This window comes from Citricoccus sp. CH26A (assembly GCF_000224415.1).
Lineage (GTDB): Bacteria > Actinomycetota > Actinomycetes > Actinomycetales > Micrococcaceae > Citricoccus.
Genome location: NZ_AFXQ01000002.1, coordinates 111861 through 137386, shown reverse-complemented (window position 1 = coordinate 137386; position 25526 = coordinate 111861). Strand labels below are relative to the sequence as shown.

The 25526-nt window shown below is 73.1% G+C and carries 17 protein-coding genes and 1 pseudogene; 15 read left to right on the top strand and 3 right to left on the bottom strand.

The features are described 5' to 3' along the window. Positions 1-43: 43 nt before the first annotated feature. The 3 genes and pseudogenes from CITRI_RS0101905 to CITRI_RS0101895 form a co-directional block, all read right to left on the bottom strand. Complete coding sequence (locus CITRI_RS0101905; RefSeq protein ID WP_083843224.1) at positions 44-307, bottom strand: acyl-CoA carboxylase epsilon subunit; 264 nt, start codon at positions 305-307, stop codon at positions 44-46. 56 nt (positions 308-363) lie between these two features. Next, a pseudogene (locus CITRI_RS15885) lies at positions 364-2018 on the bottom strand (acyl-CoA carboxylase subunit beta). Positions 2019-2215: 197 nt separating this feature from the next. Further along, positions 2216-2827, bottom strand: coding sequence for a bifunctional 2-polyprenyl-6-hydroxyphenol methylase/3-demethylubiquinol 3-O-methyltransferase UbiG (locus tag CITRI_RS0101895; RefSeq protein ID WP_010142865.1), 612 nt, complete (start codon positions 2825-2827; stop codon positions 2216-2218). A 196-nt stretch (positions 2828-3023) separates the two neighbouring features. Between CITRI_RS0101895 and CITRI_RS15880 the strand changes: the two genes are divergently transcribed. The 15 genes from CITRI_RS15880 (at position 3024) to CITRI_RS15860 (ending at position 25416) form a co-directional block, all read left to right on the top strand. Then, the gene (locus CITRI_RS15880) at positions 3024-3824 is read left to right on the top strand and encodes a biotin--[acetyl-CoA-carboxylase] ligase (protein WP_010142864.1); all 801 of its coding nucleotides are present in this window, start codon (positions 3024-3026) and stop codon (positions 3822-3824) included. An 80-nt stretch (positions 3825-3904) separates the two neighbouring features. Beyond that, positions 3905-4471, top strand: coding sequence for a PH domain-containing protein (locus CITRI_RS15875; RefSeq protein ID WP_010142863.1), 567 nt, complete (start codon positions 3905-3907; stop codon positions 4469-4471). Then, complete coding sequence (locus CITRI_RS15870) at positions 4464-5744, top strand: adenylate/guanylate cyclase domain-containing protein (protein WP_010142862.1); 1281 nt, start codon at positions 4464-4466, stop codon at positions 5742-5744. The genes CITRI_RS15875 and CITRI_RS15870 overlap by 8 nt, the downstream gene beginning before the upstream one ends. 1082 nt (positions 5745-6826) lie before the next feature. Then, positions 6827-12106, top strand: a complete 5280-nt coding sequence (locus CITRI_RS0101870) for an Ig-like domain-containing protein (RefSeq protein ID WP_010142861.1) — start codon at positions 6827-6829, stop codon at positions 12104-12106. 90 nt (positions 12107-12196) lie between these two features. Further along, positions 12197-13249 carry a MoxR family ATPase gene (locus CITRI_RS0101865; RefSeq protein WP_010142860.1) on the top strand — a complete coding sequence of 351 codons (1053 nt, stop codon included), beginning with the start codon at positions 12197-12199 and terminating at the stop codon, positions 13247-13249. A gap of 70 nt (positions 13250-13319) precedes the next feature. Then, positions 13320-14579 (top strand): DUF58 domain-containing protein, encoded by a 1260-nt coding sequence (locus CITRI_RS0101860; protein WP_010142859.1) that lies wholly within the window; start codon positions 13320-13322, stop codon positions 14577-14579. Then, positions 14579-16480: a transglutaminaseTgpA domain-containing protein gene (locus CITRI_RS15865; RefSeq protein ID WP_010142858.1), complete on the top strand. Its 1902-nt coding sequence runs from the start codon at positions 14579-14581 to the stop codon at positions 16478-16480. The genes CITRI_RS0101860 and CITRI_RS15865 overlap by 1 nt, the downstream gene beginning before the upstream one ends. Next, positions 16477-17082 carry a DUF4129 domain-containing protein gene (locus CITRI_RS19255; RefSeq protein ID WP_141565895.1) on the top strand — a complete coding sequence of 202 codons (606 nt, stop codon included), beginning with the start codon at positions 16477-16479 and terminating at the stop codon, positions 17080-17082. Before CITRI_RS15865 ends, CITRI_RS19255 begins: the two co-directional genes overlap by 4 nt. A gap of 5 nt (positions 17083-17087) precedes the next feature. Further along, a complete protein-coding gene (locus tag CITRI_RS20450) occupies positions 17088-18377 on the top strand; it encodes an RDD family protein (protein ID WP_010142856.1) in 1290 nt (429 codons plus the stop codon). Continuing rightward, a complete protein-coding gene (locus CITRI_RS0101845) occupies positions 18374-19318 on the top strand; it encodes a PP2C family serine/threonine-protein phosphatase (RefSeq protein ID WP_010142855.1) in 945 nt (314 codons plus the stop codon). Before CITRI_RS20450 ends, CITRI_RS0101845 begins: the two co-directional genes overlap by 4 nt. Beyond that, on the top strand, positions 19315-19500 hold the full coding sequence (locus tag CITRI_RS19535) for a hypothetical protein (protein ID WP_157998891.1): 186 nt from the start codon (positions 19315-19317) through the stop codon (positions 19498-19500). Before CITRI_RS0101845 ends, CITRI_RS19535 begins: the two co-directional genes overlap by 4 nt. Beyond that, entirely contained in the window at positions 19455-21167 is a 1713-nt protein-coding gene (locus tag CITRI_RS0101835) for an FHA domain-containing protein (protein ID WP_010142854.1), read from the top strand. The genes CITRI_RS19535 and CITRI_RS0101835 overlap by 46 nt, the downstream gene beginning before the upstream one ends. Beyond that, positions 21157-22854, top strand: a complete 1698-nt coding sequence (locus CITRI_RS0101830) for a serine/threonine-protein kinase (RefSeq protein WP_010142853.1) — start codon at positions 21157-21159, stop codon at positions 22852-22854. The genes CITRI_RS0101835 and CITRI_RS0101830 overlap by 11 nt, the downstream gene beginning before the upstream one ends. A gap of 53 nt (positions 22855-22907) precedes the next feature. After that, complete coding sequence (locus CITRI_RS0101825) at positions 22908-23717, top strand: hypothetical protein (RefSeq protein ID WP_010142852.1); 810 nt, start codon at positions 22908-22910, stop codon at positions 23715-23717. A 58-nt stretch (positions 23718-23775) separates the two neighbouring features. Beyond that, positions 23776-25416 carry an arylsulfotransferase family protein gene (locus CITRI_RS15860; RefSeq protein ID WP_050813546.1) on the top strand — a complete coding sequence of 547 codons (1641 nt, stop codon included), beginning with the start codon at positions 23776-23778 and terminating at the stop codon, positions 25414-25416. Positions 25417-25526: the final 110 nt, after the last annotated feature.

The following is a 25526-nucleotide window of genomic DNA, read 5'->3' as shown; positions in this document are numbered from 1 at the left end:
GGCCGCCCCGGACCCACCGCCCGGGGCGGGGACCCGGCACCGGTCAGCTCGCCCCGGCGGCGTGCCTCCAGGAGTCGGAACCGGGGCGGGCCCACAGGCCCAGCCGGCGGCGGCGGTCCAGCGTGCGGTCCGTGCCGTCCGGTCCGGTGTCCCCGTTCCCCCGGTCTCCGGCCTGGGCGGCCAGGGCCTGCAGGACGGCGGTCAGGGCCGCGGTCTCCTCGGCGTCCAGGGTCCCGCGGATGACCACCGTGGGCTCCTCGCCGGTGTCCGTGTCCGTGTCCGTCCCGTGGTTCGTCAGCGTGCTCATCTCCAGGGTGCTCCTCTCCGTGGTGGTGCCTTGCGTGGTGGTGCCTTGCGTGGTGGTCACAGCGGGATGTTCCCGTGCTTGCGGGCGGGCCGGGCCTCGCGCTTGTGGAACGTGGCGCGCAGGCCGCGTACCAGCTGGACGCGCGTCTCGGCGGGGTGATGACGGCGTCCACGTATCCCCGCTCGGCCGCCTGGTAGGGGTTGAGCAGTTCGGCCTCGTAGTCCTCCACGAGCTCGGCGCGCTTGGCCTCGACGTCCCCGCCCGCGGTCTCCACCGCCGTCAGCTCGCGCCGGTAGAGGACGTTCACGGCGCCCTGGGCACCCATCACCCCGATCTGAGCGGTCGGCCAGGCCAGGTTGACGTCCGCGCCGAGCTTCTTCGAGCCCATGACGATGTAGGCCCCGCCGTAGGCCTTGCGGGTGATGACCGTCAGCTTCGGCACGGTGGCCTCGGCATAGGCGTAGATCAGCTTGGCGCCGCGGCGGATGATGCCGGAGAACTCCTGGTCGGTGCCGGGCAGGAAGCCCGGGACGTCCACGAGGGTGACGATCGGGATGTTGAAGGCGTCGCAGAACCGCACGAACCGGGCGGCCTTCTCCGAGGCGTTGATGTCCAGGGTGCCGGCGAACTGCATCGGCTGGTTCGCCACCACCCCCACCGTCCGGCCCTCGATCCGACCCAGGCCCGTAATCACGTTGGGGGCGTAGAGCTCATGGACCTGGAGGAAGTGGCCCTCGTCCAGCAGGTGCTCGATCACGGTGAGCATGTCATAGGGCTGGTTCGCCGAGTCCGGCACCAGCGTGTCCAGCTCGAGGTCCTCGTCGGTGACCTCGAGCTCCTCCACGAACGCCTCCGCGGGAGCCTCGGCCAGGTTGTTGGCCGGCAGGAACTCGAGCAGTTCCCGGACGTACTCCAGGGCATCCTCCTCAGTGGGGGCCAGGTAGGCGGCCGTGCCGGTGGCCGTGTTGTGCTGCCGGGCGCCCCCGAGGGTCTCCATGTCCACGTCCTCACCGGTGACGGTCCTGATGACGTCCGGCCCGGTGATGAACATGTGCGAGGTCTGGTCGACCATGATGATGAAGTCGGTCAGTGCGGGGGAGTAGGCGGCGCCGCCGGCGGAGGGCCCCATGATCACGGAGATCTGCGGGATGACCCCGGAGGACATGACGTTGTTGCGGAAGATGTCCGCGAACATCGCCAGCGAGGCCACGCCCTCCTGGATGCGGGCGCCACCGCCGTCGTTGATGCCGATCACCGGACAGCCGTTGCGCGCGGCGAACTCCTGGACCTTGACGATCTTCTCGCCGTTGACCTGGCTGAGGGAACCGCCGTAGACCGTGAAGTCCTGGGAGTACACGGCCACCAGCCGGCCGTCCACGGTGCCGTACCCGGAGACCAGGCCGTCGCCGACCGGCCTCTTGCGCTCCATCCCGAACGCCGTGGTGCGATGCACCGCCAGGGCGTCGAACTCCACGAAGGACCCGGGGTCCAGCAGCAGGTCCACGCGCTCGCGGGCCGTGTGCTTGCCGCGCTCGTGCTGCCTCTCGACGGCGGCCCGGCCGGCGGGCAGGGCCGCCTCGGCCCGGCGCCGGGCCAGGTCCTGCAGCTTGCCTGCCGTGGTCGTCAGGTCCGGTGCGGCCTCGTCCGGGCTCGTCCCGGTGCCGGCCTGGGCAGGAAGGGTCACGGGTCCTCCGTCGCTTGGATCATTCATACAAGTCCAGCCGGGCGGCCCGAACCCCTCGGGGCGCGGACCGCCGCTGTCATCGCCCCAGTCTAGGCAGGCACGGCCGGGACTCCGTTGTAGGAACCACACAACGTGCGCCCGCCACGCTCCGTCGAAGCCGATGCGCACCGGGAGGCCCGCCACGCCGCGGGGCCGGTCCCGGGGCGGGATCCGGAGGCGTGCGTTCACCGGGCCATGCCGCGGACGGCCCAGGAGCGCGCGAGCAGGGAGATCCTGCCGTGCGTGCCCCCGGGCAGGGCCTGCTTGAGCCTCCGGCACAGCGCGTCCCGGTGGTCCTCGTCGAGGGTGGCCAGGTAGGCCGGGGCGGGTCCGTCCCCCGTGAGCAGGGGCTGCCAGTAGTCCTCGAACCCCGCCAAGACGGTGCGCAGCCACACCGGCTCCACGCGGACCCGCCGCAGACCGGCCCCACGGAACAGTCGCTCCAGGGCCTCGGGCCGGCACAGGGGGAAGCGCCGGGCCTCGTCGAGCTCACGGGCACGGTGGTCCACCGCGGCGGCCGTGGTCCAGAACCGGTCCACGAAGCGCGCCCGCGGGTCCGGCACGTGCTCGCGTGCGTACTCGATGAACGGTTCCGAGGGGTCGCAGCCCAGCACGGATGCCGGATCGGCCTTCGCGCAGAGGGCGGCGGTGAGCGCGCCGGTGCCACAACCGACGTCCAGCCAGTGTCCTCCCGTCGGGGCCTGGAGCCACTGGAGGAAGCGCGGTGCCAGCAGGCGGCTCCACCGCCCCATGAACCGTTCGTAGGCGGTGGGCCTGGCCCACTGGCCACCCGTCATGTCCGACCCCGTTCACCAGTCGCCGAAGCGGAGGGCACGAGGCTACCGCCGTGCCGGGCGGTGGCGTAGGTCCACCGGACGGACGGGCGGAACGGGGTATACCTGTGGTCATGGACAGTGACACGCCCCCCGCCGCAGCCCGTCCCCCGTCCCGGAGGTCACCTGGCTCGACCACGCCGGTTCCACGCAGCAACTCGTGCTCGAGGCCGCCGCGGACGCGCCGCGGGACTGGCCGCACCTGCGTGCCGTGGCCACCCTGGACCAGCGCACCGGACGGGGACGGCAGGGGCGTGACTGGACCACGCCGGCCGGCACCGCCCTGTCCGTGTCCGTCGTGCTGCGGCTCCGGGTGCCCTTCCGGCACTGGAGCTGGGCCACCCTGATCGCGGCCGCCGTGACCGCCGGGGAACTCGACCGGCGGGGGATCGCCGCCACGGTGAAATGGCCCAATGACGTGCTGGCCCCGGACGGCCGCAAGCTCTGCGGCATCCTCGCCGGGGTGCTGCCGGACCAGTCCGGGATCGTCCTGGGGCTGGGGCTCAACCTGGACTTCGGTCCCGAGGGGCCCCCGGTCCCCACCGCGACGTCGATGGCGGAGTGGTTGCCCGGCGATGCCGGGGACCACGGGCCGGCGGGCGGGACCTCCGCCCTCGCCGTCGACGTCCTCGACGCCCTCCTGCGCTCCCTGGGCGAGGCCCTGGCGGCCTTCGAGGCCGCCATCGGCGGTCCCGGTGCCGACCCCGACGCCGACGTCGACGGGACGCACCCGGCGGTGGGCGCCGTCGTCGAGCGGCTGGGCACCCTGGGGGCGGAGGTCCGGGCCGAGCTGCCGGGCGGGACCACGCTGGCCGGCACCGCCCGGGGGCTGGGGCCGGGCGGGACCCTGCTGATCGAGCCCGCGGACCGTGGGAGGATAGGGGCAGCGGTCGCCGGTGCCTCCCGGCGGGGTGAGTTGCTGGAGGTCTCCGCCGCCGACGTCGTGCACCTGCGCCGCTGACTCAGGGGACCGTGACACAGGACCGTCACACAGGGAAGGACGCTACGGACGTGGGATTGCGGTTGTCACCAGAGGAACAGGTGCGCGTGCGCACCCGGGCCCATCCGCGCGCCCTGACCATGCCCGTCCTGCGGCTGATGCTCATCGCCCTGGCCACCGGGTACCTCCAGGGCGTCCTGGCCCGCGGCGACCTCCCCGAGGCCCTCGTCCAGGCGCGATCATGGCTGACCGGCGCCGTCTGGGTGCTCGCCGCCCTGGCCCTGCTGTTCGGTTGCCTGCGCCCGGCCTGGCGGTGGCTCACGCGCACGACCGTCCTCACCAGTCTCCGGATCGTCCAGCGCGCCGGCCCGGGCCGGTCCCGGGAGCGCGCCCTGCACCTGTTGGCCGTGTACGACGTCCGGCTGCGCCAGCGCCGGGGCCAGCGGATGGCCGGTGCCGGGGACCTCGTCATCGAGCACGGGGCCGGTTCCCAGTGGGTGCTGGCCGGGATGCCGGAGGCGGTGCGGTTCCGCGAGCTGATCCTGCGCGAGGTGGCCTCCCTGCGCCGGCAGCTGGCGGAGCAGGCCGCTCCGCCGTACTCCTCGTACACGGTCTCGCCGGCCCCGGCATCCCCCGGTTCCGCCGCGGGCGGTGGTCACCATGGCTGAGGACCCGTCCCGCGCCGACGGGCCGGCGGGGCCCGCCGGCCACGCCGATGAGCCCTTCCCCGTCACCTCCCCGCTGCCGGTGATCCCGGTGGGCGGCGAGCCGACGGCACCGCAGTCCCCCGGGGAGCCGGGCGCGGCCGGGGTGGCCCCCGGGCCGTCCACGGAACCGGAACCGGCCGAGGCGCCGCCGGACACCACCGCCACCTCGTCGCTGGCCATCCAGGAGGACCCGGCCACCTGGACCCAGGCGATCTCCGCCCTGGAGACGGACCTGCTCGGCGGCCCGCGCACGCTGACCCGCCGCGAGATGGCCGGCGAGCTCGGTGTCTCACTGATCTCCGCCCGCAAGCTCTGGCGGGCCCTGGGGTTCCCGAACGTCCAGGACGGGGACCGGGCCTTCACGCCGAAGGACACGGCCGCGATCGGCACCATGATCGACCTGGTGCGCCGCGGCGTGCTCAACGAGGAGACCGCCATCTCGCTGACCCGCTCGATCGGCCAGATGACGGACCGGATGGTCGTCTGGCAGATCGAGGCGCTCGTGGAGAACAAGATCAGCGAGGAGGGCATGACGGACCCGGAGGCCCGCCGTGCCGTGGTCGGCATGCTCCCCGAGATCATCGAGCCGCTCGAACAGGTGATGGAGTACTCCTACCGCCGCCAGCTCAACTCGGCCCTGCAGCGACTGACCGTCCGGGCCGAGGCGGGACTGGCCGCCAGCGCCATCGGCCGGGACGGGTCCGAGGACGACGCCCCGCTGCCGCTGGCCCGCGCCGTGGGCTTCGCGGACATGGTCTCCTACACCTCGCTCTCCCGGCGGATGAACGAGCGCACCCTGGCCCAGATGGTCCAGCGCTTCGAGAACAAGTGCGCCGAGATCATCTCGATCGGCGGCGGCCGGCTCGTCAAGACCGTCGGGGACGAGGTGCTGTTCAACGCCGAGACCCCGGAGGCCGGGGCGCAGATCTCGCTGGCGCTGGCCAAGGCGATGAGCGAGGACCCGGTGCTGCCCTCCGCCCGGGTGTCCCTCGTCTGGGGGCGCGTGCTGTCCCGCCTCGGGGACATCTACGGACCCACCGTGAACCTGGCCTCCCGACTGACCGCGCTCGCCGACCCGGGCAGCGTGCTGGTCGACGCGATGACCGCGCTGGCCCTGGAGGGGGACGAACGCTTCGTCCTGATCCCGCAACCGCCGCAGATGGTGCGCGGCTTCGGTGAGATCCGTCCGTCCATCCTGATGTCCGGTACCGGCGAGGGACTCGTCGTCGACTGAACCCCGCCACACCACGCCCGATGGGGAGAACTCCCCATGTCGGATGCGGTTGTGGCCGTGCGCCACCGGATAGACTCACCGGGGCGGCCCGTGGGTCCACGGACCCCGCGCGCTGAATGGTCACTATGGGGGGTCATCGTGAATGCAGGTTTCGGTGCCGGACGCCAGGGTGCCCTGAAGGCCACCGCGTTCGTCGGGGTATCCGCGCTCGCCGTCACCGGCGCCATCCTCTACCCGGGCTTCCAGACCGCGGACGTGGACCTCAATGACGGCGGCGTGTGGGTGGTGAACCGCGAGGAGAGCAAGGTCGCCCACCTCAACTACCAGTCGCAGACCCTCGACGGCGGCGTCACCACCACCATGACCGAGTACGACCTGGCCCAGCACGCGGACCAGGTCTACCTGCGGGACCGCGAGATCGGCGCCCTGGTCACCGTGGACCCGGCCGCCTTCGAGCTGACGGACGAGAACATGCTGCCGGCCAACGCGGGCTTCTCCTACGGCCAGGACGTCGTGGCCGTCGTCGATGCCGAGCGCGGGCGCGTGTACGCCGCGTCCGGTCCAGAGGTGGGCGCGATGTCCTCTGATGGCGCCGAACCGCTCTACGAGGCGGAGGGCCGCGTGGCCGCGGCCGTGGGCCGGGACGACACCGTGTGGATCGCGGACCTGGACGCCGACCTCATCACGGGCTTCCGCCCCCTGACCGAGTCCGAGCGCCGGGAGGCGGCCGCGACCGAACGGGTCGGCACGGGGGCGGACGGCGGGCAGGGGGAGGACGGCGCCGCCGGCGCCGGGGACGCCTCGCCCGGACAGCCGGCCGGATTCCGCGAGATCGTCTCCACCGAGGTGGACGGTCTCAAGGGCCTCGCGTCCCCGCAGGTGTCCGCCGTCGGGGACACCGGCGTCGTGTTCGACGCGGCCTCCGGCACGCTGGTGACCTCCGAGGGGCGGTCCTCCACCGTCGTCGACCCGGCGGGGGAAGGCTCCAGGCGCCCGGACCGGAGGCGGCCGGCGCCGTCGTCGCGCTCGCCAACAAGACGGCCACCGTCCCCCTGGACGGGGGCGAGGCCACGTACTCAGCCGTGGAGGCCACGGGCACCCCGGTCCAGCCGGTCCGCGTGGGCACGTGCACGCACTCCGCCTGGCAGGGGTCCGGCCTGTACCAGCGGGACTGTGATGACGACGCCCAGGACGTCACCGAGCGCATCCCCGAGATCCCCGCCGCCGCGCAGCTGGTCTTCCGCGTCAACCGGGACGTGGTGGTCCTCAACGACATCTCGCAGGGCAACACCTGGCTGGTCCAGGACGCCATGAAGATCGTCAACAACTGGGCCGACCTGGAACCGCCGAAGGGCGAGGGCGAGCAGGAGGAGGAGGAATCGGACGAGATCACCGAATCCATCGAGCTGCCGGACCGCCAGGAGGAGAACCAGAGGCCGGTGGCCCGGGACGACTCCTTCGGGGTCCGGGCCGGCCGGACGACGGCACTGCCCGTGCTGTTCAACGACGTGGACCCGGACGGGGACCTGCTGACCGCCGCGCTGAAGGGCGACCAGCCGACGGTCGGCACCCTGCAGCCCATCCATGACAGCACCGGCTTCCAGCTCGTCGTCCCCCCCGACGCCACCGGCAACGCCTCCTTCACCTACGAGGCCGACGACGGCCGGGGCGGCACGGACACCGCCCGGGCCACTGTCCGGGTGGTGCCCGAGGCCCAGAACGGCGCCCCCGAGCAGGAACGCGTGACCACGCTGCGGGTCCAGGCCGGCACCGAGGTCTCCCAGAACATCCTCACCGACTGGCAGGACCCCGACGGGGACGACCTGCAGCTGATGGGGGCCGTCTCCGAGGACGGGGACGTCGTCCGGGTCCGGCCGGACGGGGTGCTGACCTTCGAGGACGTGGGCAAGTCGACCGGCACCAAGGAGCTGGAGATCACCGTCTCCGACCGCCGCGAGTCCGCCACGGGCCGCGTGGTGATCGAGGTGCTGCCCGAGGGATCCGCCCCGCCCATCACCGCCACCGACCACGTCACCGTGAACCTGGGGGAGGAGGCCACCTTCTCACCCCTGGCGAACGACTTCGACCCCACCGGTTCCGAACCGCGCCTGGCCCACGTGGACCCGGTCTCCGGCGCCGAGGTCGAGATGAACCCGGACACGGGCACCGTCTCGTTCCGCTCCGGCCAGGAGAGGACCTTCTACCTGAAGTACGTCGCCACCAACGGCCCGGCCTCCGCCCCGGGACTGATCCGGGTGGACGTGAAGGACCCGGAGAAGAACCCCGGAGCGCCGATCGCCGTACGGGACGTGGCACTGGTGCCGGCCACCGGGGACGTGCTGGTCAACATCCTGGGCAATGACACCGACCCCGAGGGCGGGGTGCTGGTGGTCCAGCAGGTCGACGTGCCCCAGGACGCGCCGATCGGGGTCTCGATCGAGCGCAACGCCGTGCTGCGCGTGACCGACCAGCGGGGACTGGCCGAGCCGCTGACCTTCTCCTACACCGTGACCAACGGGACCGCCGCCTCCACGGGCGAGGTCACCGTCATCCCCATCCCGGCCCCGGAGTCGATGGAACCGCCGCGGCCGAATCCGGACACCGCCGTCGTGCGGGCCGGTGACGTGGTCACCGTGCCCGTCCTGGACAACGACGTGCACCCCAACGGGGCCGAGCTCACGCTGGAACCGGTCCTGGCCGAGGGCGTGGACGAGGCGGACGGGCTGATCTCGGTGGCGGACAACATGGTCCGCTTCCGTGCCGGCCAGGAACCCGGGACCGTCTCCGCGGTGTACACGGTCTCCGGGCCGGACGGCCAGGAGGCCTCCGCCCGGGTCACCTTCCACGTCACCGCCGTGGACCTGGAGGGCAACTCCCCGCCCACGCCCGAACGCGTCGAGGGACGCGTCTTCGCCGGGAACACCGTGGCCATCCCGATCCCGCTCAACGGGATCGACCCGGACGGTGACTCGGTGTCCCTGGTGCAGCTCCAGACCCCGCCCTCGCTGGGCACCGCGAAGGTGACCGCGAACTCGATCGAGTACACCGCCGCCGAGGGCACCGCCGGCACGGACGCCTTCACCTACGTGGTGGAGGACCGCCTCGGGGCCCGGGCCACCGGCACGATCATGATCGGGATCGCCCCCGTGGCCAAGGAGAACACCCCGCCGGTGGCGGTCAACGACTCGATCCGCGTCCAGCCCGGCCGGCCGGTGGCCGTGGACGTGCTGGCCAATGACACGGACGCCGACGGTGACGAGCTGCGCTTCCTCGAGACGCTCGAGGCCACCGAGGGCTCGGACGCCGCCCTGGTGGACGGGCGCATCCTGCTGACGTCCCCGGTCGAGGCCGGTTTCGTCACCGTGCGGTACGGCATCACGGACGGCCGCGGTGGCACGGACACCGGCACGCTCACCGTCGAGGCGGACCCGGAGGCCCCGCTGCGGGCGCCGATCGCCAGGGACGACCGCGTCTCCTTCCAGGAGACCGTGGACCACGACGAGGTCACCGTGGACATCCTGGGCAACGACGAGGACCCGGACGGCACAGCGGACGACCTCGCGGTGACCCTGCCGGACGATCCGGAGGGCGTGGGACTGACCGAGGACGACCAGCTGGTGGTCCCCGTGGAGGCCAACCCGCAGATCATCACCTACCGGCTCACCGACGCCGACTCCCTCTCCTCCTACGCCTTCGTGATCGTGCCGGGCTCGGGCGAGGCCCGCCCCGCGCTGCGCTCGGACGCCCCGCTGGAGGTGACGGCCGGGAAGGACCTGAGTCTCGACGTCGGCGAGCTCGTGGTGGTGCGCGACGGACGTGCCCCGCGGCTCACCGAGGAGGCGAAGGTGACCTCCTCGCCGCAGTCGGAGGCCGACCTGGTCCGTTCCGCCACCGAACTGGTCTTCCGCGCGCCCCGGGACTACGCCGGCGTGGCCTCCGTCAGCTTCGAGGTCACGGACGGTTCGGGGCCGGACGACCCGGACGGGCTGAAGTCCGTGCTGACCCAGCCGATCCGGGTGATCCCGCCGCCGGAGGAGGAGTTCAACACCCCGCCCACCCTGCAGTCCAACTCGCTGGAGGTGGCCGCCGGCGCCGAGCCCGCCCGGCTGGACCTGTCCCAGGCCGCCGCCGACCCGGACCCGCAGGACGCCGGGAACCTGGAGTTCGCGCTCGGCGCCGTGGACATCGAGGGCGTGGACGTGAGCCTGGAGGGCTCGGTGCTCTCGGTCCGGGCGGACAACCGCACCCCGAAGGGGACCCGGGGCACCGCCCAGGTGTCCGTCACGGACGGCAGGTCCGAGCCCGTGGCCGCCCGGGTCGCGATCAGCGTCAACGCCTCCGACCGCGAGCTCGCCGTGGCCAACCCGGACACCGTCGCGGACGCCCACCAGGGCCGTGCCGAGACCGTGGCGGTGCTGGCCAACGACGTCAATCCCTTCGAGGGGGAGGGGCCGCTGTCCCTGCGCGCGGCGACCACCCAGGAGGGGCAGGGACGGGTGGAGGTCGCAGGGTCGGACGTGGTCGTCACCCCCGCGCAGGACTTCGTCGGCCAGATGCGCGTCCAGTACACGGTCGGGGACCTGACGGAGGACCCCGACCGTGAGGTCCAGGGCACCATCACCCTCAACGTCAAGGGCGCGCCGGAGGCACCGGGGGTGCCCCGCGTGGATTCCGTGGGGGACGGAGAGGTCGTGCTGACCTGGGACGCCCCCGCCAACAACGGCTCCGCCATCACCGGGTACACGGTCTCCGCGTCCGGGGTGGACCAGCAGTGCCCGGCCACCACGTGCACCATCGCCGGGCTGACCAACGACCAGGAGTACACGTTCACCGTGACCGCCACGAACGACGTCGGCGAGTCCGATCCGTCCGTGGCCTCGGCCCCGGCCCGGCCGGACGTCGAGCCCGAGCAGCCGGCGCCGCCCACGGGCACCGACGGCGACCGCACCGTGGACCTGTCCTGGACCGCACCGGTGAACCGCGGCTCACCCATCACCTCATACACGGTGGAGATCTCCCCGGCCCCGGCCGACGGCGTCAGCCAGCGGTCCGTCTCCGGCACCTCCACGACGTGGGACGGGCTGACCAACGGCACCGCCTACCAGTTCCGGATCCAGGCGGTGAACGACGCCGACCGGCCCTCCGAGTTCTCCGGCTGGTCCTCGTCCGTCACTCCGGCCGGGGCTCCGATGCAGCCGCTGGCGCCCTCGGCCGCGCGCGCCCAGTCGGCCGTGAACGGGGGAGTCATCGACGTCTCCTGGGGAGCCCCGGACGCCAACGGCGCCACGATCACGTCCTACGACCTGCACGTCCACGAGGGCGGGACCAGGGTGCGGACCATCGCGGGTATCCCCGGGACCTCCCAACAGGTGACCGGCCTGAAGACCACGTCCTCGTACTCGTTCGCCGTGGTCGCGCAGAACCGGGTCGGTGACTCCGAGCCCTCGGCCCGGTCCACGGCGGTCACTCCCTATGGACGGCCGAAGGCCCCCTCCACCCCGAAGATCGCCGCCACCGGGAAGGACCACCAGATCACGGTGGACTTCACCCCGGGCTCGGCCAACGGTTCACCGATCACCGGGTACCAGTACCAGGTGAACGGCGGCGGCTGGCAGGGGATCGCGGGGCCCGGGAGCACCATCAACGTCGGCTCCAACGGCACCAACGTGACGGTCTCCGTGCGGGCGCTCAACGCCGCCGGCGCCGGAGACCCCTCGGGCGCCTCCAACCAGACCAGCGCGTACGGCCCCATCAGGGACGCCGCGAACGTCAGGTCCTCCGGCGGCGAGAAGAAGGTGGTCCACACCTGGAACCCGAACGTCCGCGACTACGAGAACGGCCGGGGCCTGACCATGACGGTCACGGTGGACGGCCGGCAGGTCGACGCGACGGCGGGGTCCCACACGGCCAAGGTCGGGTACAGCACCACCTCGAAGGTGGTGGTGCGGGTCCAGACCACGCTGGAGACCTCGGCGCAGCAGTCCAGGCAGTGGTCCGGCAAGGCCGCCTCGGACAAGGCACCGCCGCCCCCGCCACCACCGGCCAAGCCGAGCGGGGTCACCCAGCGCGGGACACCCGTCAGTGAGAGCGGCTGCAACATCAACTGCCACAAGCTGCGGGTCTCCGTCCAGGACTTCCCCCCGGGCACCCACACGGCCAAGTGCTGGGCCTCCGGGGGAGAGGCCGGGTCCGGACGCACGATCGGCTCGGGCAACTCCTACGCCATCTCGGTGGGAGCCAACGGGCGCGGGTCCGGGGACCTGAACTGCTGGGCCGGCAACGCGTACTTCGACCAGGTCTGGGCCGTGTTCGACGGCAGCGGTGTCAAGACCACGCCCATCAGGCCGTGGCCGGGGTACTGAGACCCGGCCCTGCGCCAGCACACTGACCACCAGCACCAGCACCAGCACCAGCACCAGCACCAGCACCACCAGCGAAGGGGACGACGCACCATGACCATGACCACTGAACAGGCCGAGTGGTTCGCCGGCACGTTCGAGAAGATCTCGGACAACATCGGCCAGGCCATCCTGGGCAAGGAGGACGTCATCTCCCTGGTGCTCACGGCGATGCTGACGGACGGCCACGTCCTGCTGGAGGACGCGCCCGGCACCGGCAAGACGATGCTCGCGCGGTCGCTGGCCGCCACGGTGAAGGGCACGCACTCGCGCATCCAGTTCACCCCGGACCTGCTGCCCTCGGACGTCACCGGCGTGACGATCTACGACCAGAGGACCCAGGAGTTCGAGTTCCACCGGGGACCGATCTTCGCCAACATCGTGCTGGCCGACGAGATCAACCGGGCCTCGCCGAAGACCCAGTCCGCGCTGCTGGAGGTGATGGAGGAGGCCAGGGTGACGGTGGACGGCGTGACCTACGCGAACGAGCGCCCCTTCATGGTGATCGCCACCCAGAACCCGATCGAGCAGGCCGGCACCTACAGGCTGCCCGAGGCCCAGCTGGACCGCTTCCTCATCAAGACCTCGATCGGCTACCCGGACCGCAGCTCCACCGTCGAACTGCTCTCCGGCGCCGCCACGAAGGACCGCTCCGGTGCCCTGAGCCCGATCATCACCACCCAGGCCATCCGGGACATGGCCGAGCTGGCCACCACCGTCCACGTGGACGGGGCCGTGCTGAACTACATCGCGGAGCTCGCCGAGCAGACCCGTGACGCGGACGAGACCCGGCTGGGTGTCTCGGTGCGCGGCGCCATGGCCATGGTCCGCGCAGCCAAGGTGCGCGCCGCCTCGCAGGGACGCAACTACGTGCTGCCGGACGACGTCAAGGACCTGGCCCCGCACGTGTGGACCCACCGCTTGGTGCTGGACCCGGAGGCCGAGTTCGCCGGGGCCACCGCCGGAGCCGTGCTCATACGCGTCCTGGCCCAGGTGGGTGCCCCGCAGCACCGCGCCGAGGCACCGGTCCCGGTGGGCGCCGTGATGTCGTCCGGCGCCCCCGAGGACACCGTGGCGCGGAGCGGTTCCACCGCCGCCGGGGCCTGAGGTGCCGACGTCACGGATGGCCACGGAACGGAGCGCCCCGCAACGGCAGCCCCGTCCACGAGGGGCCGGGGTGGCCGGCGTCCTGAGGGAGCGGTGGAGGCGGCTGGGAGAGTCGGCCGCCATCATCACGGGGCCGGTGCTCGAGTCCGCCGCCGGCTGGTGGGCGCGGTCCGCCCGCCCGGTGCTCGAGGTGGTCTCCCCGCTGGGGTGGATCGTGCTGGCGGTGACGGTGACCGCCTGGACGGTCGGACTGACGCTGGGCTGGGCGGAGGCGCTCGTCGCCGGACTGGTCGGCGTCCTGCTGCTGTTGCTGGCCATCGGCTTCATCCTCGGCCGCTCCTCCTACCGGGTGGACCTGGACCTGGCCCGTTCGCGGGTGGCCGTCGGGGACCGGGCGGTCGGGGCGATCGAGGTGACCAACACCGCGGACCGCGCCCTGCTCCCCGTGGCGATGGAGCTGCCCGTGGGGCGGGCCACCGCCGTGTTCCAACTGCCCCGGATGCGCCCGGGCGCCGTGCACGAGGACCTGTTCACCATCCCCACGCACCGCCGCGCGGTGATCGTGGTCGGGCCGGTGCGCTCGGTGCGCCAGGACCCGCTGGGCCTGCTGCGCCGCCAGCTGAGGTGGACCGAGCCGCAGGACCTGTACGTCCACCCGCGCACCGTGGCCCTGCAGGGGTCCTCGGCCGGGTTCATCCGGGACCTGGAGGGACTGCCCACGAAGGACCTCTCCAGCGCGGACGTCTCCTTCCACGCCCTGCGCGACTACGTGCCCGGTGACGACCGCCGCCACATCCACTGGAAGACGGTGGCCCGCACCAACACGCTCATGGTCCGCCAGTTCGAGGAGACCCGGCGCGCCCACCTGGCCATCGCCCTGTCCACCAACACCGCCGAGTATGCCACCGAGAACGACTTCGAGCTGGCCGTCTCCGTGGCCGCCTCGATCGGCCTGGAGGCCTTCAAGGAGCAGCGCAACCTCTCCGTCCGCACCCATGCCGGGCCGATCCACACCGAGACCGGCCGCACCATGCTCGACGACATGACGCGGATCGAGGGCAGGCCGTTGCGCGGCACCAGCCTGGACGTGGCCCGAGAGACCGCGGACCACGTGCCCAACGCCTCGGTGTTCTTCCTGGTCACCGGCAGCCAGCCCAGCCCCGGTGAGCTGCGCCGGGCCGCCAACGTGGCGCCGCCCGGGGTCCGCGCCTTCGCCATCCGGTGCGCCCACGGGCTGGAGACCGGGCGGGCGAGTATCGGGGACCTGACGGTGGTCTCCCTCGGGGACCTCCAGGACCTGGGCCTGGCGCTGCGGAAGGCGGCGGCGTGATGGCGGGGGCCCGGACGGGGCTCCGGGAGAGGGGCCTGCGCCACCCCCGGGTGCAGGTGGTCGTCGACGCCGCCGTGCTGACCGTGCTGCTGGGCCTGGGGATGCTCGGCTTCCACGACACCTTCGCCGGGGACCCCCGGTACCTGACGGCCGGTTTCGGGGGGATCGTCCTGGGCCTGGCCGTCGCCCTGGCGAGCGCCTCCCGGCGATGGGGCCCCTGGCTGACCTCCGGCGTGGTGATCGCGGTCTACCTGGCCGCCGGCCTCGTCCTGGCCACCCCCGCCGGCCCGGCCTCGGGACTCCTGCCGGGCGCGGACGCCCCCGGGGTGCTGCTCACGGGGCCGGTGACCACGTGGAAGGACATCCTGACCGTCGCGGCGCCGGTGGGCGTCCACGGCGGCATGCTGGTGGCCCCGTACCTGTCCGGGCTGCTGACCGCCGTGGTGGCCGGCCTGCTGGCCTGGCGCGTGCGGGTGCCGTACTGGACGCTCGTCCCGGTGCTGGCGATGACCGCCGTCGGCATCCTGTTCGGCACCAAGGACGCCCCCATGGCCCTGCTGCGGGGCATGGTGCTGGTGATGGCCGCCGTCGTCTGGCTGGCCTGGCGACGGCACCGGATGCGGGTGCACGGGACCCGGGCGTCCGCCGACACCGCCACGCTGACCCATCCGGCCACCGCGCGCCGGCTGGTCTGGCGACGGGTCGGCCTGGGCGCCGGGGTGCTGGCGGTGGCCGGACTGCTGACCGCCGCGGCCTCGCCGCTGCTGCTGCAGGACCAGGACCGCAAGGTGCTCCGGGACGTGGTCGAGCCCCCGATCGAGCTGTTCGACTACCCGAGCCCGCTGATGAAGTTCCGGCAGTACGTCAAGGACCAGCACGAGGAGGTCCTGTTCACGGTGGACGGGCTCCCCGAGGGCAAGCGGGTCCGGCTGGCCGCCCTGGACGCGTACGACGGCATGGTCTACACGGTGAACCCCCAGGCCGGTGGGCACTTCTCGCCGGTCGGTGACGCCTCCCGCCTCTCCGCTGCCGAGGCCCCGGTCCTGCCGAACCGCCAGAACGGGTCCCTGGAGATCACCATCGGGGCCTACGACGGCGTCTGGCTGCCCGGGGGCGGGAAGCTGACCGGGGTGGCCCTGTCCGGGCCGCGGGCCGGCGAGCTGTCCCGGTCCCTGTACTACAACGACGACAACGAGACCGCCCTGTCCGCCATCCCGCTGCAGTCCGGGGACTCCTACACCGCCGAGGTCGTCTACCCGGTACAGGTCGACCCGGAGGACCTCGAGGACCGGGACTTCGCCACGGTGGTCATGCCGGAACTGGCCGGGGTGCCGCAGGTGGTCCCCGAGAAGGCGGCCGAGCTGACCGGCCGGCAGGACTCCCCGTTCGGCATCGCCGGCGGGCTGGCGTCCACCCTGCACGAGTCCGGGGCGTTCTCCAACGGCCGCGAGGGTGAGGTGACCTCGCTGTCCGGGCACTACGCCGGGCGCATCACCCGGTTGCTGGACGCGGAGCAGTGGATCGGCGACGACGAGCAGTACGCCGTGGCGATGGCCCTGATGGCCCGTTCCCTGGACATCCCGGCCCGCGTGGTCATGGGCTTCTACCCGGAGAACCACCCCGAGGGCGGCGGGCCGGTCCAGATCAAGGGCAAGGACGTCCACGCCTGGGTGGAGGTCAACTTCGAGGACATCGGCTGGGTGGCCATGGACCCCACCCCGGACAAGGACAACGTCCCGACCCCGCCGCAGCAGCAGCCGCAGTCCACGCCGAAGCCGCAGGTGCTGCAGCCCCGCCCCCGCCGCAGGAGCAGGCCGACCTGCCGCCGGACACCGCGCCGGAGCCGCAGGACGCCGAGCAGGAGGAGCGCTCCTGGTGGGACCGGTGGGGAGCCGTGGTGATGATCGTCGTGTACTCGATGATCCCCGTCCTCGTCCTGATGATCCCGCTGCTGGTGATCGCGCTGCTCAAGGCCCGGCGGCGCACGCGGCGCCGTCGGGCGGACAGCCCGGCCGGGCAGGTCTCCGGCGGCTGGTCCGAGGTGCTGAGCCTGGCCGCGGACCTGGGCTCGGAGCCGCAGCGCACCGGCACCCGGCGCGAACACGCCGCCGCACTGGGCGCCGCCTTCCCGACGACGGCGGCCGGCACCACCCTGCTGGCCCGCCGCGCCGACCACGCCGTCTTCGGCCCCGGGGAGCCGACCGAAGCCCAGGTGGCCGAGTACTGGGAGCGGGTGGACGAGAACATCGCCGGCATCCGAGGCTCGGTGGGCGGCTGGCGACGGCTGCGGGCGAGGTTCTCCCCGCGGTCCCTCGTGCTCGAGGCCCGCGCCCGGCGCCGACAGCGGCACCAGCTGCGGAGCCAGCAGCGCCTGGCCCGCCGCGCGGCGGCCTCCGGGCGCCGGGCGGAGGAGCGCGCTGCCGAACGGCGGTCACGCCCCGCCCGGCGTGGCGGTGGCACCCGAGCAGTCCGTACAGTGGACGACCAAGCGAGCAAGGAATAGGAACCGTGCAGAGAACCCTCAACCTGGTCAACGCACCGGCCGGAAAACGGCTGGCGGCCTGGCTGATCGACCAGATCATCCCCGCGGTGGCCGTGGGCGTGGTCTACGCGGTCACCGTCCCGGCGGTCCTGACCGGGGCCGGCAGCGCCCGGCAGGACGCGCTGGTCACCCTCTGGCTGGGCATGCTCATCGCCGGCGTGCTGTCCCTGGCCTATGCGGTCTGGCTGTGGGGCTGGCAGGCCTCGGCCGGCAAGACGCCGGGTCACCTGCTCCTCGGGCTGCGCATCACCTCCGAGGAGGGCACGCCCGCCGGCTGGGGGCCGATCTTCCTGCGCTCCGTGCTGATCGGGGTCAGCGGGCTGGTGCCGGTGGTCGGGCCGGTGCTCATGCTGCTGTCGAACACCTGGGACACCAACCACCAGCGCCAGGGCTGGCACGACAAGGTGGCGCGCACCCTCGTGCTGGACGTGCACACGGGACGCAACCCGCTGACCACCGGCGGACTGTTCGGACCGTCCACGTTCGCCCCCGGCGCCCTGAGCCCCGGAGACCCCGGCCACCCCGAGACCGGGATGACCGCCCCGGCCCTGACCCGCTGGCCCGCGTTCACCGCGGCCGCGGCCGGGCCCATCACCACCGTCCCGGGGGACGGGCGGAGCCCGTCCCCCGACGCGTCCGGCCCGTCGTCCCCGGACAACCGGCCCGCCCCGCCGTCAACGGCCACGCCGCCGGCGCCGACGTCGGCCCCCGAGCCCGGGACCGTCCGGCCGGAACCCGCCCACGCGGCGACCGTGCGCCCCACCGCGGCACCGACCGCCGCCCCGCGGACGCCCGTGCCCGCCGGCTCCGGCCACTCCTCGGGGTACCGGGAGGACCGGGTCATCCTCGTGGGTGGCGCCGGATCGGCCGCGGACCCGGACGAGGAGCTGGGCTCCACCCAGCTGCGCAGCCGGCCCGCCGGACCCGCCGCGGTGAGGCTGCGCTTCGACGACGGCCAGGACCACGAGCTCTCCGGATCCGCCCTGGTGGGACGCAATCCCTCCGCGGCCGCCGGCGAGACCGTGGACCTGCTCATCCCGTTCGCGGACATGGGGCGGTCCGTGTCCAAGACTCACCTGCACCTGACGGTGGACTCCGCCGGCGTCTGGGTGACCGACCGCAACTCCACCAACGGCTCCGGCATCACCCCGCGCGGCGGGCAGCGCCGGCGGCTGGAACCGGGCCAGCCCGTGCTGGCCCCGGTGGGGACCACCGTCCACTTCGGCGACCGCTCCTTCACGGTGTCCGCTGCATGACCCTGGAGACTGCCATCGACGCGCCCCAGAGACCCTTCCGCCTGAACTACGGGTTCGGCACCCATCGTGGACTGCGACGGCAACTGAACGAGGACTCCCTGGTGGTCACCGGGAACCTGTTCGCCGTGGCGGACGGCATGGGCGGACACGAGGCCGGCGAGGTGGCCAGCAGGATCTGCGTGGAGACCCTCGCCTCGGGGGTCAAGCAGGTCCGGGACGACCTCACGGCCGAGCAACTGCAGCACCTGATGGTCGCCTCGGACGACGCCATCCGCAGGGTCGCGGACTCGCGGGCGGGGACCACCCTGGCGGGGGCCGCGATCGTGCGGGAGCGGCAGGGGCTGTACTGGATGGTGTTCAACGTGGGTGACTCCCGCATCTACCGGATGTCCGAGGGACGGTTCGGCCAGGTCAGCGTGGACCACTCCGAGGTCCAGGAGATGGTGGACGCGGGCTACCTGAGCAGCCAGGAGGCCCGGCACCATCCCCGCCGGCACGTGATCACCCGGGCCCTGGGCACCGGTGAGGCGTCGGAGGCGGACTTCTGGATGCTCCCGGTCCATGACGGGGACCGACTGATGATCTGCTCGGACGGACTGACCTCCGAGGTGGACGACGACGAGATCCTGCGGGAGCTCACCGCCCACCACGCGCCGCAGGACGCGGTGGACGCGCTGATCCGCAGTGCCCTGCGCGGCGGCGGCCGGGACAACATCACGGTCATCGTGGTCGACGTGGAGGACACCGAGGCCGAGGAGGACCGCAGCATCACCTCGCCCCGGGCCCTCCACTCCGAGGAGCAGCAGACCACCCGGCCCCGGTTCGGGTCCGGCGAGACCGGAACGCTGGTCGGCGGCGTCTCGGGTGATGGCGACGCCGGCACCTCGGACGCCGCGACGGGCGGCACCGGTCCGGGCGACGGGGGAGGGGAACGACCATGACAGCGACCGTGATGGTCCGCTACAGCGCCGGGCCGTGGCTCGGGCTGGTCCGGGGCCGGTCCCTGGTGGCCCTGCCCGCGGACGCCAGCGAGGAGACCGCCGCCGTCCTCTGGGACCTGCTGGCCGGGACCCCGGGGTGGAGCACCTGCTCGCCACCGTCCTCTCCGGCCGCCTGGACCTGACGGGGATGCCCGCGTTCGCCATCGTCTCCTACGCGGGCCAGGACGTGCACGCCATCCTGCGCGGGGACGTCCACCTGCGGATGACCGGAGTGGACGACATCGAGACCCGGCTGAGCGGGACCGGGGTCTCGACCTGGGCCGAGCGGATCGTCCCCGGGGTCCGTTCCTTCGAACTGCTCGTGGACGACGCCCTGCCCGATGCGGAGGACCTCCCGCTGGAGGCCGGCGCCGTGCGGTTGGCGGCCCTCCAGGCCGACCTGGTGTCCGCCGCATCCGGGAACCCCGAGCCCTGCCCGGAACGCCGGGCGGCCGACCACCTCGCGCCGAGCGCGGCCCCGACTCCCGCGGCCCCCCTGACCGGCCCGGGAGCCCCGTCGGAACCGGGGCGGGCAACGGACCCGGTCCCTCCCGCGGAGTCCGCCGACGTGAGGGACGGCGCGGTGACCGAGGACGGGGAGGACGGCGCGGGTCACGCGGCACCCTCGCTGGGCGAGCAGCCGGACGGGGAGTCCGACATCGACATGACCATCGCCCCGGACACCGCCGAGTACCTGTCATCGCCCTCCGCCTCCGACGCACCGGAGTCCTCCGGCCGGACCACCCTGGTCCAGCCGGCCGAGGACGGGACGGCGTCACGCGAGGAGACCGACGTCGAGGCACCGTCCGAGACCGGCCCCGGGGAGGACGTCGAGCGCGGCACGGTCGCCGACCCGGCCCCCGCGTCCGCAGCGTCCGCCGCGTCAGCACCGGTCCGGCCGGCCTCCCGGGCGCCCGAACCCCAGGAGCTCATCGACTCGGTCCCGTGGCTCGCCGCGGCCCGGCGCGCCGTCCCCGCCCCGGAGCAGCCGGGTGCGGGAGGGCCGGACTGGGGACGGCCGGATGAGGGCCGGCCGGACGGGGGATCCCCCGTGCCGACCGTCCCCGCCGAACCGGGCCGTGCGGGCACCCTGGGGGCGCATCCCGAGGACGATGTCGATGCCGACACCGTGCTGTCCCCGTCGGCGGCCGCGCTGGCCGCGGCCGGTCCGACACCCGCCGACCGGACCCCCGCACCCCCATCGGAACCCGCACCGGGGATCCCGACGGCCGTGCCCGCGGACCCGGACCACGACGGTGAGACCGTCATGAGGTCGGACCTGGACCTGGCCGGCGTCGAGACCGTGGGCCCGGCCGTGCCCGAGGCCCCGGCGTCTCCCGCGACCGGACCCATGGTCCTGGCGCGGCAGTGCTCCATCGGGCACGCCAACCCGCCCACGTCCAGCACCTGCGCGCGTTGCGGGCAGTCGCTGGGGGGAGAGGCCCGCCAGGTTCGCCGTCCGGCCCTGGGCCGGATCCGGATGTCCACGGGCGAGGTGCTGGAGCTGGACCGGCCGGTGGTCATCGGCCGCCAGCCGCAGGCCCACCGCGTGGGGTCGGGCACCATGCCGCGGATGATCCAGGTCCGCAGTCCCCACGGGGACATCTCCCGCTCCCACTGCGAGGTGGTCCTCGAGGGCTGGCACGTGCAGCTGCGAGACCTCAAGGCCACCAACGGCACCGTCCTGATCCGCGAGGGCGCCGCCCCCGCCGGTTGGGCCAGGGCGAGGCCGTCATGGTCCTGGACGGGGACATCGCCGACCTCGGTGACGGCGTCTCCCTGCGGTTCGAGGCGATTCCGTGAGCTCTAAGCGTCCCCCGGCGCCGCCTCCGCAGATCGCCGGGTACCGGTACCTCAGCCTGCTCGGATCCGGTGGGTTCTCGGACGTCTACCTGTACGAACAGGACCGGCCCCGGCGCAAGGTGGCCGTCAAGGTGCTGCTCGCCGGGTTGCGGACCGAGCGCGCCCGCCAGTCGTTCGAGTCCGAGGCCAACCTCATGGCCCAGTTGTCCTCACACCCGTACATCGTCACGATCTACGAGGCGGACGTCACCGAGGACGGCCACTCCTACCTGGCCATGGAGTACTGCTCCCGGCCCTCGCTGGACATCCGTTACCGGCGTTCGCGGCTGGGCGTGGACGAGGTCCTGGCCCTCGGCGTCCAGGTGTCCTCGGCCGTGGAGACGGCGCACCGGGCCGGGATCGTGCACCGGGACATCAAGCCGGCCAACATCCTGACGACCGACTACAACCGGCCCGCCCTGACCGACTTCGGCATCTCCGGCACCACGGACATGCTGGACGAGGACGCCGGCATGTCCATCCCCTGGTCCGCGCCGGAGGCCTTCACCGGCGGGTCCCCGGACGGGGTGGCCATGGACGTGTGGTCCCTCGGAGCCACCCTCTACACGCTGCTCGCCGGCCGGTCCCCGTTCGTGCGGCCCGGGGCGGACAACTCACAGCGGGAACTGGTCTCCCGGATCGGCAGGGCGCCCCTGCCGCCCCTGAACCGTGCGGACCTGCCCGCCTCCCTGGAACTGGTGCTGGCCACCGCGATGGCCAAAAACCCGGTCTCGCGCTTCCCCTCCGCCCACGCCCTGGCGCTGGCCCTGCAACGGGTCCAGTCCGAGCTGGGCCTGTCCGTCACCCCCTTCGAGGTGATGGACGAGTCCGGGTCCCTGGAGGCCGAGGGCGACGCGGTCGAGGAGGGCGGCGAGGCCACCCGTGTGCGCCAGGTCGTCTCGATCGACCCGGACCGCGGCGCCACGGACACCTCGCGGCTCTTCCCGCCGATGCCCCCCGCCGCCGCACCGGGGCGCCCCGCCGCGGACGACGTCGACGACGCCACCGTCATCCGGCCCGGCCGCGGCACCCGGGGACACGTGGGCTCGACGCCGGCCGGCACGTCCGCGGATGACGATCCCACGATCATGGGCGGGCGGATCGGCGGCGACCTGGCCGGGGTCCGGGCGCCGTCGCGCCGTTATCCCGAGGCCGGCGGGGAGTGGGAACCCGACGGCACCACCGCTCACCGCGTCGAGGAGAGGTCCGGGGCGTCCCCGGCCATGGCATGGGTGACCGAGAACAGGACGGGGATCATCGCCTCGCTCGTGGTGCTGGTCCTCGGGGTGGCCGCGGCCGTGTGGCTGGCCGGCAGCCTCTCGTCCCGTCCCGTCCCGCACACCGCGCCCACGATGATCTCCGAGTCCCCGGCCCTGCCGCTGCCGGAACCGGAGCGACCGGTGCGTGCGGCCGAGGGGGTGTCCGGTACCCGTCAGGGGCAGGACGCGGTGTTCACCTGGACGAACCCGGAGCCGACGCAGGGTGACGAGTACCTCTGGCGGACCACCACCGCCACCGGCAAGGGCAGGATCACCACCGCCGAGAAGACCTCCGCCACCACACCGGTCCTGGAGCAGGACCGCACCTGCATCGAGGTCGTGGTGGTGCGCGCCAACGGCAAGCAGTCGGATCCGGCGGTGGGGTGCGTGGAGTGACCGCGGTGCCCCGGACGGGCACCAGGACGGCAGGACACAGGACGGGGGACATCATGGAGGGGGAACCGACGATGGATGCTGGCGGGAGCGTCGCACAGGACGGCGGAGGACGGCCGGATCGGCCGGGACAGCGGCAACCGCCGCGGAGCGGCACGGGGGCCGACGAGCTGACGGTCTGCTTCGTCGGGGAATGGTACGAGGTCTCACCGCACGCGGTGTTCACGATCGGTCGTGAGGGAGACCTCGAGATCGACGACAACCCCTACCTGCACCGCCGGTTCATGGAGATCCGGCAGATCGACGGGCTGTGGTGGTTGACCAACGTGGGGTCGATGATCTCCGCCACCGTGGCCGACGCGTCCGGCGGCATGCAGGCCTGGGTCTCGCCGGGCTCGCGCATACCGCTGGTGTTCGGCCAGCTCAACGTGGTCTTCACGGCGGGCCCGACCACCTACGAGTTCTCCGTCCACCTGAAGAACCCGTCCTTCCTGCACCAGTCGAACGGGACCGAGGGGGTGGGGGAGACGACCATCGGCCCGGTGCTCTTCACCCCGTCGCAGAAGGCCGTCATCGTGGCGCTCGCCGAACCGATCCTGCGGCGCGGGGGGACCGGGTTCTCCACCGTCCCGTCCTCCGCCAGCGCCGCCCAGCGACTGGGCTGGCCGCTCACCCGGTTCAACCGGAAGCTGGACAACGTCTGCGACAAGCTCGACCGGGTGGGCGTGGCCGGCCTGCGCGGGGGAGGGGGCCGGCTGGCCACCAACCGGCGCACCCGCCTGGTCGAACACGCCGTGACCTCGCATCTGGTCACCGCGGACGACCTGACGCTGCTGGACCAGGCGCACGGCGCCGAGGAGGACTGAGATCGCGGCGCCCGCCGGACCTTGGTCCGGCGCCGGGGCCTCCGGTAGACACTGAGGGGTGCGGGACAGGTCGGTCGTGCGGCGCGGATCGGTCCGCCGGGGCTGGCTCGCCATGCTCGCGGTGGCCGCGTTCGCCGCTGCGGTCTCGGCGTGCCTGCCGGGCCCGGACCCCGGGTCCGGGCAGGAACCGGGGAACGATCCCGGTGCGCAACCGGTCCCGCACCAGGATTTCGTCAGCCGCCCGGACCTGTTGCCGCCGGCCGTGAGACTCACCGAGGGGCCGGCGTGGTCCGACGAACACGCGATAGCCGGGCAGTTCACCTTCCTGACCCCCAACTACGGGACCGAGACGCCCTCGGACGGTGCCGTCATCCTCGACGCCCACGGTGAACTCGTGTGGATGAGTCCCTCCCGAGAGGACGTCGAGGACGACGAGTACTTCGACCTGCGCGTCCAGGCGTACCGCGGCGAACCCGTCCTGACGGTCTACCGGGGCACCAGTGAGCAGGGCCGGGGCGACGGGGAGATCCTCGTGCTCGACGGGTCCTACGAGGAGATCGCCCGGGTGACGACGGGCGGTTCGCTGGGCCCCGGTCAGGCCGACTTCCACGACTCGACCATCACGCCCGAGGGCACCATGCTCATCGGCGCCTACGTGGTCACCCCGGCGGACCTCGGCGAGGTGGGCGGACCTCGTCACGGGTACGTCGAGGACGCCGTGATCCAGGAGGTCGACATCGCCACCGGCGAGGTCCGGTTCGAGTGGAGCGCCCTGGACCACGTCCCCCTGACCGAGACCGTGCTGGACTTCGCGCGGGAGCAGGCGGAGGTCGCCGAGGAGGCCGCGGAGGAGGGGACCCAGGCCCGGCGGCTCGGCACCCGGGACGAGCCCTTCGACTACTTCCACATCAACTCGATTGCCGAGGACCGGGACGGTGCGCTGCTGGTCTCCGCTCGGCACACCAGCGCCGTCTACCGGATCGAGCGCGGCACCGGGGAGGTGGACTGGACCCTGGGCGGCTCCGCGGGCGACTTCCGGATGGGCGAGGGCGCCTCCTTCGCCTGGCAGCACGACGCCCGGCGCGCCCCGGACGGCACCCTGACACTGCTGGACAACCACGCGGGTGGTCACGAGGACGACGCCTCCTCCCGCGGTCTGCGCCTGGCCCTGGACGAGGAGGCGATGACGGCCGAGGTGGTCACCGAATACCTGCCGCCCGCCGAACGGAAGGCCAGCAGCATGGCCAACGCCCAGCAACTGCCGGACGGCGGCATGCACATCGGCTGGGGCGCCCGGCCGTTCTACTCCCGGTACACCCCGGACGGAGAACTGGTCGTGGACACCTGCCACGGGGACGAGTGCTACGGCGAGGGCTACGAGGGCGGTGGCGGCAGCTACCGCGCCTACGCGTTCGACTGGGAGGGGCGGCCGGCGTCCGATCCGGACGTGGCCGTCCGGCAGGAGGACGGCGGGCGCATCGCCTACGCCTCCTGGAACGGGGCCACCGAGGTGGCGCAGTGGCGGCTGCTGGCCGGCGCGGACCGGGGAGGCGCCGTGCAACAGGCCACGGTCGCCCGGGACGGCTTCGAGACCGCGATCCCGGTCACCGGCCAGGACCCGTACCTGGCCGTGGAGGCCCTGGACGCGGACGGGCAAGTGCTGGGGACGGCCACTCCCGCCGCGGAACGGGGTGGTTGAACCGCCCGGTTCACAGGCCCGGCAGGGACTCCGGGATCGCGTCCTCGTAGACCGTGTAGGACGTCATCGCCTGCGTCAGCTCTCGGTCCTCACCGGTCCCGGGCATGACG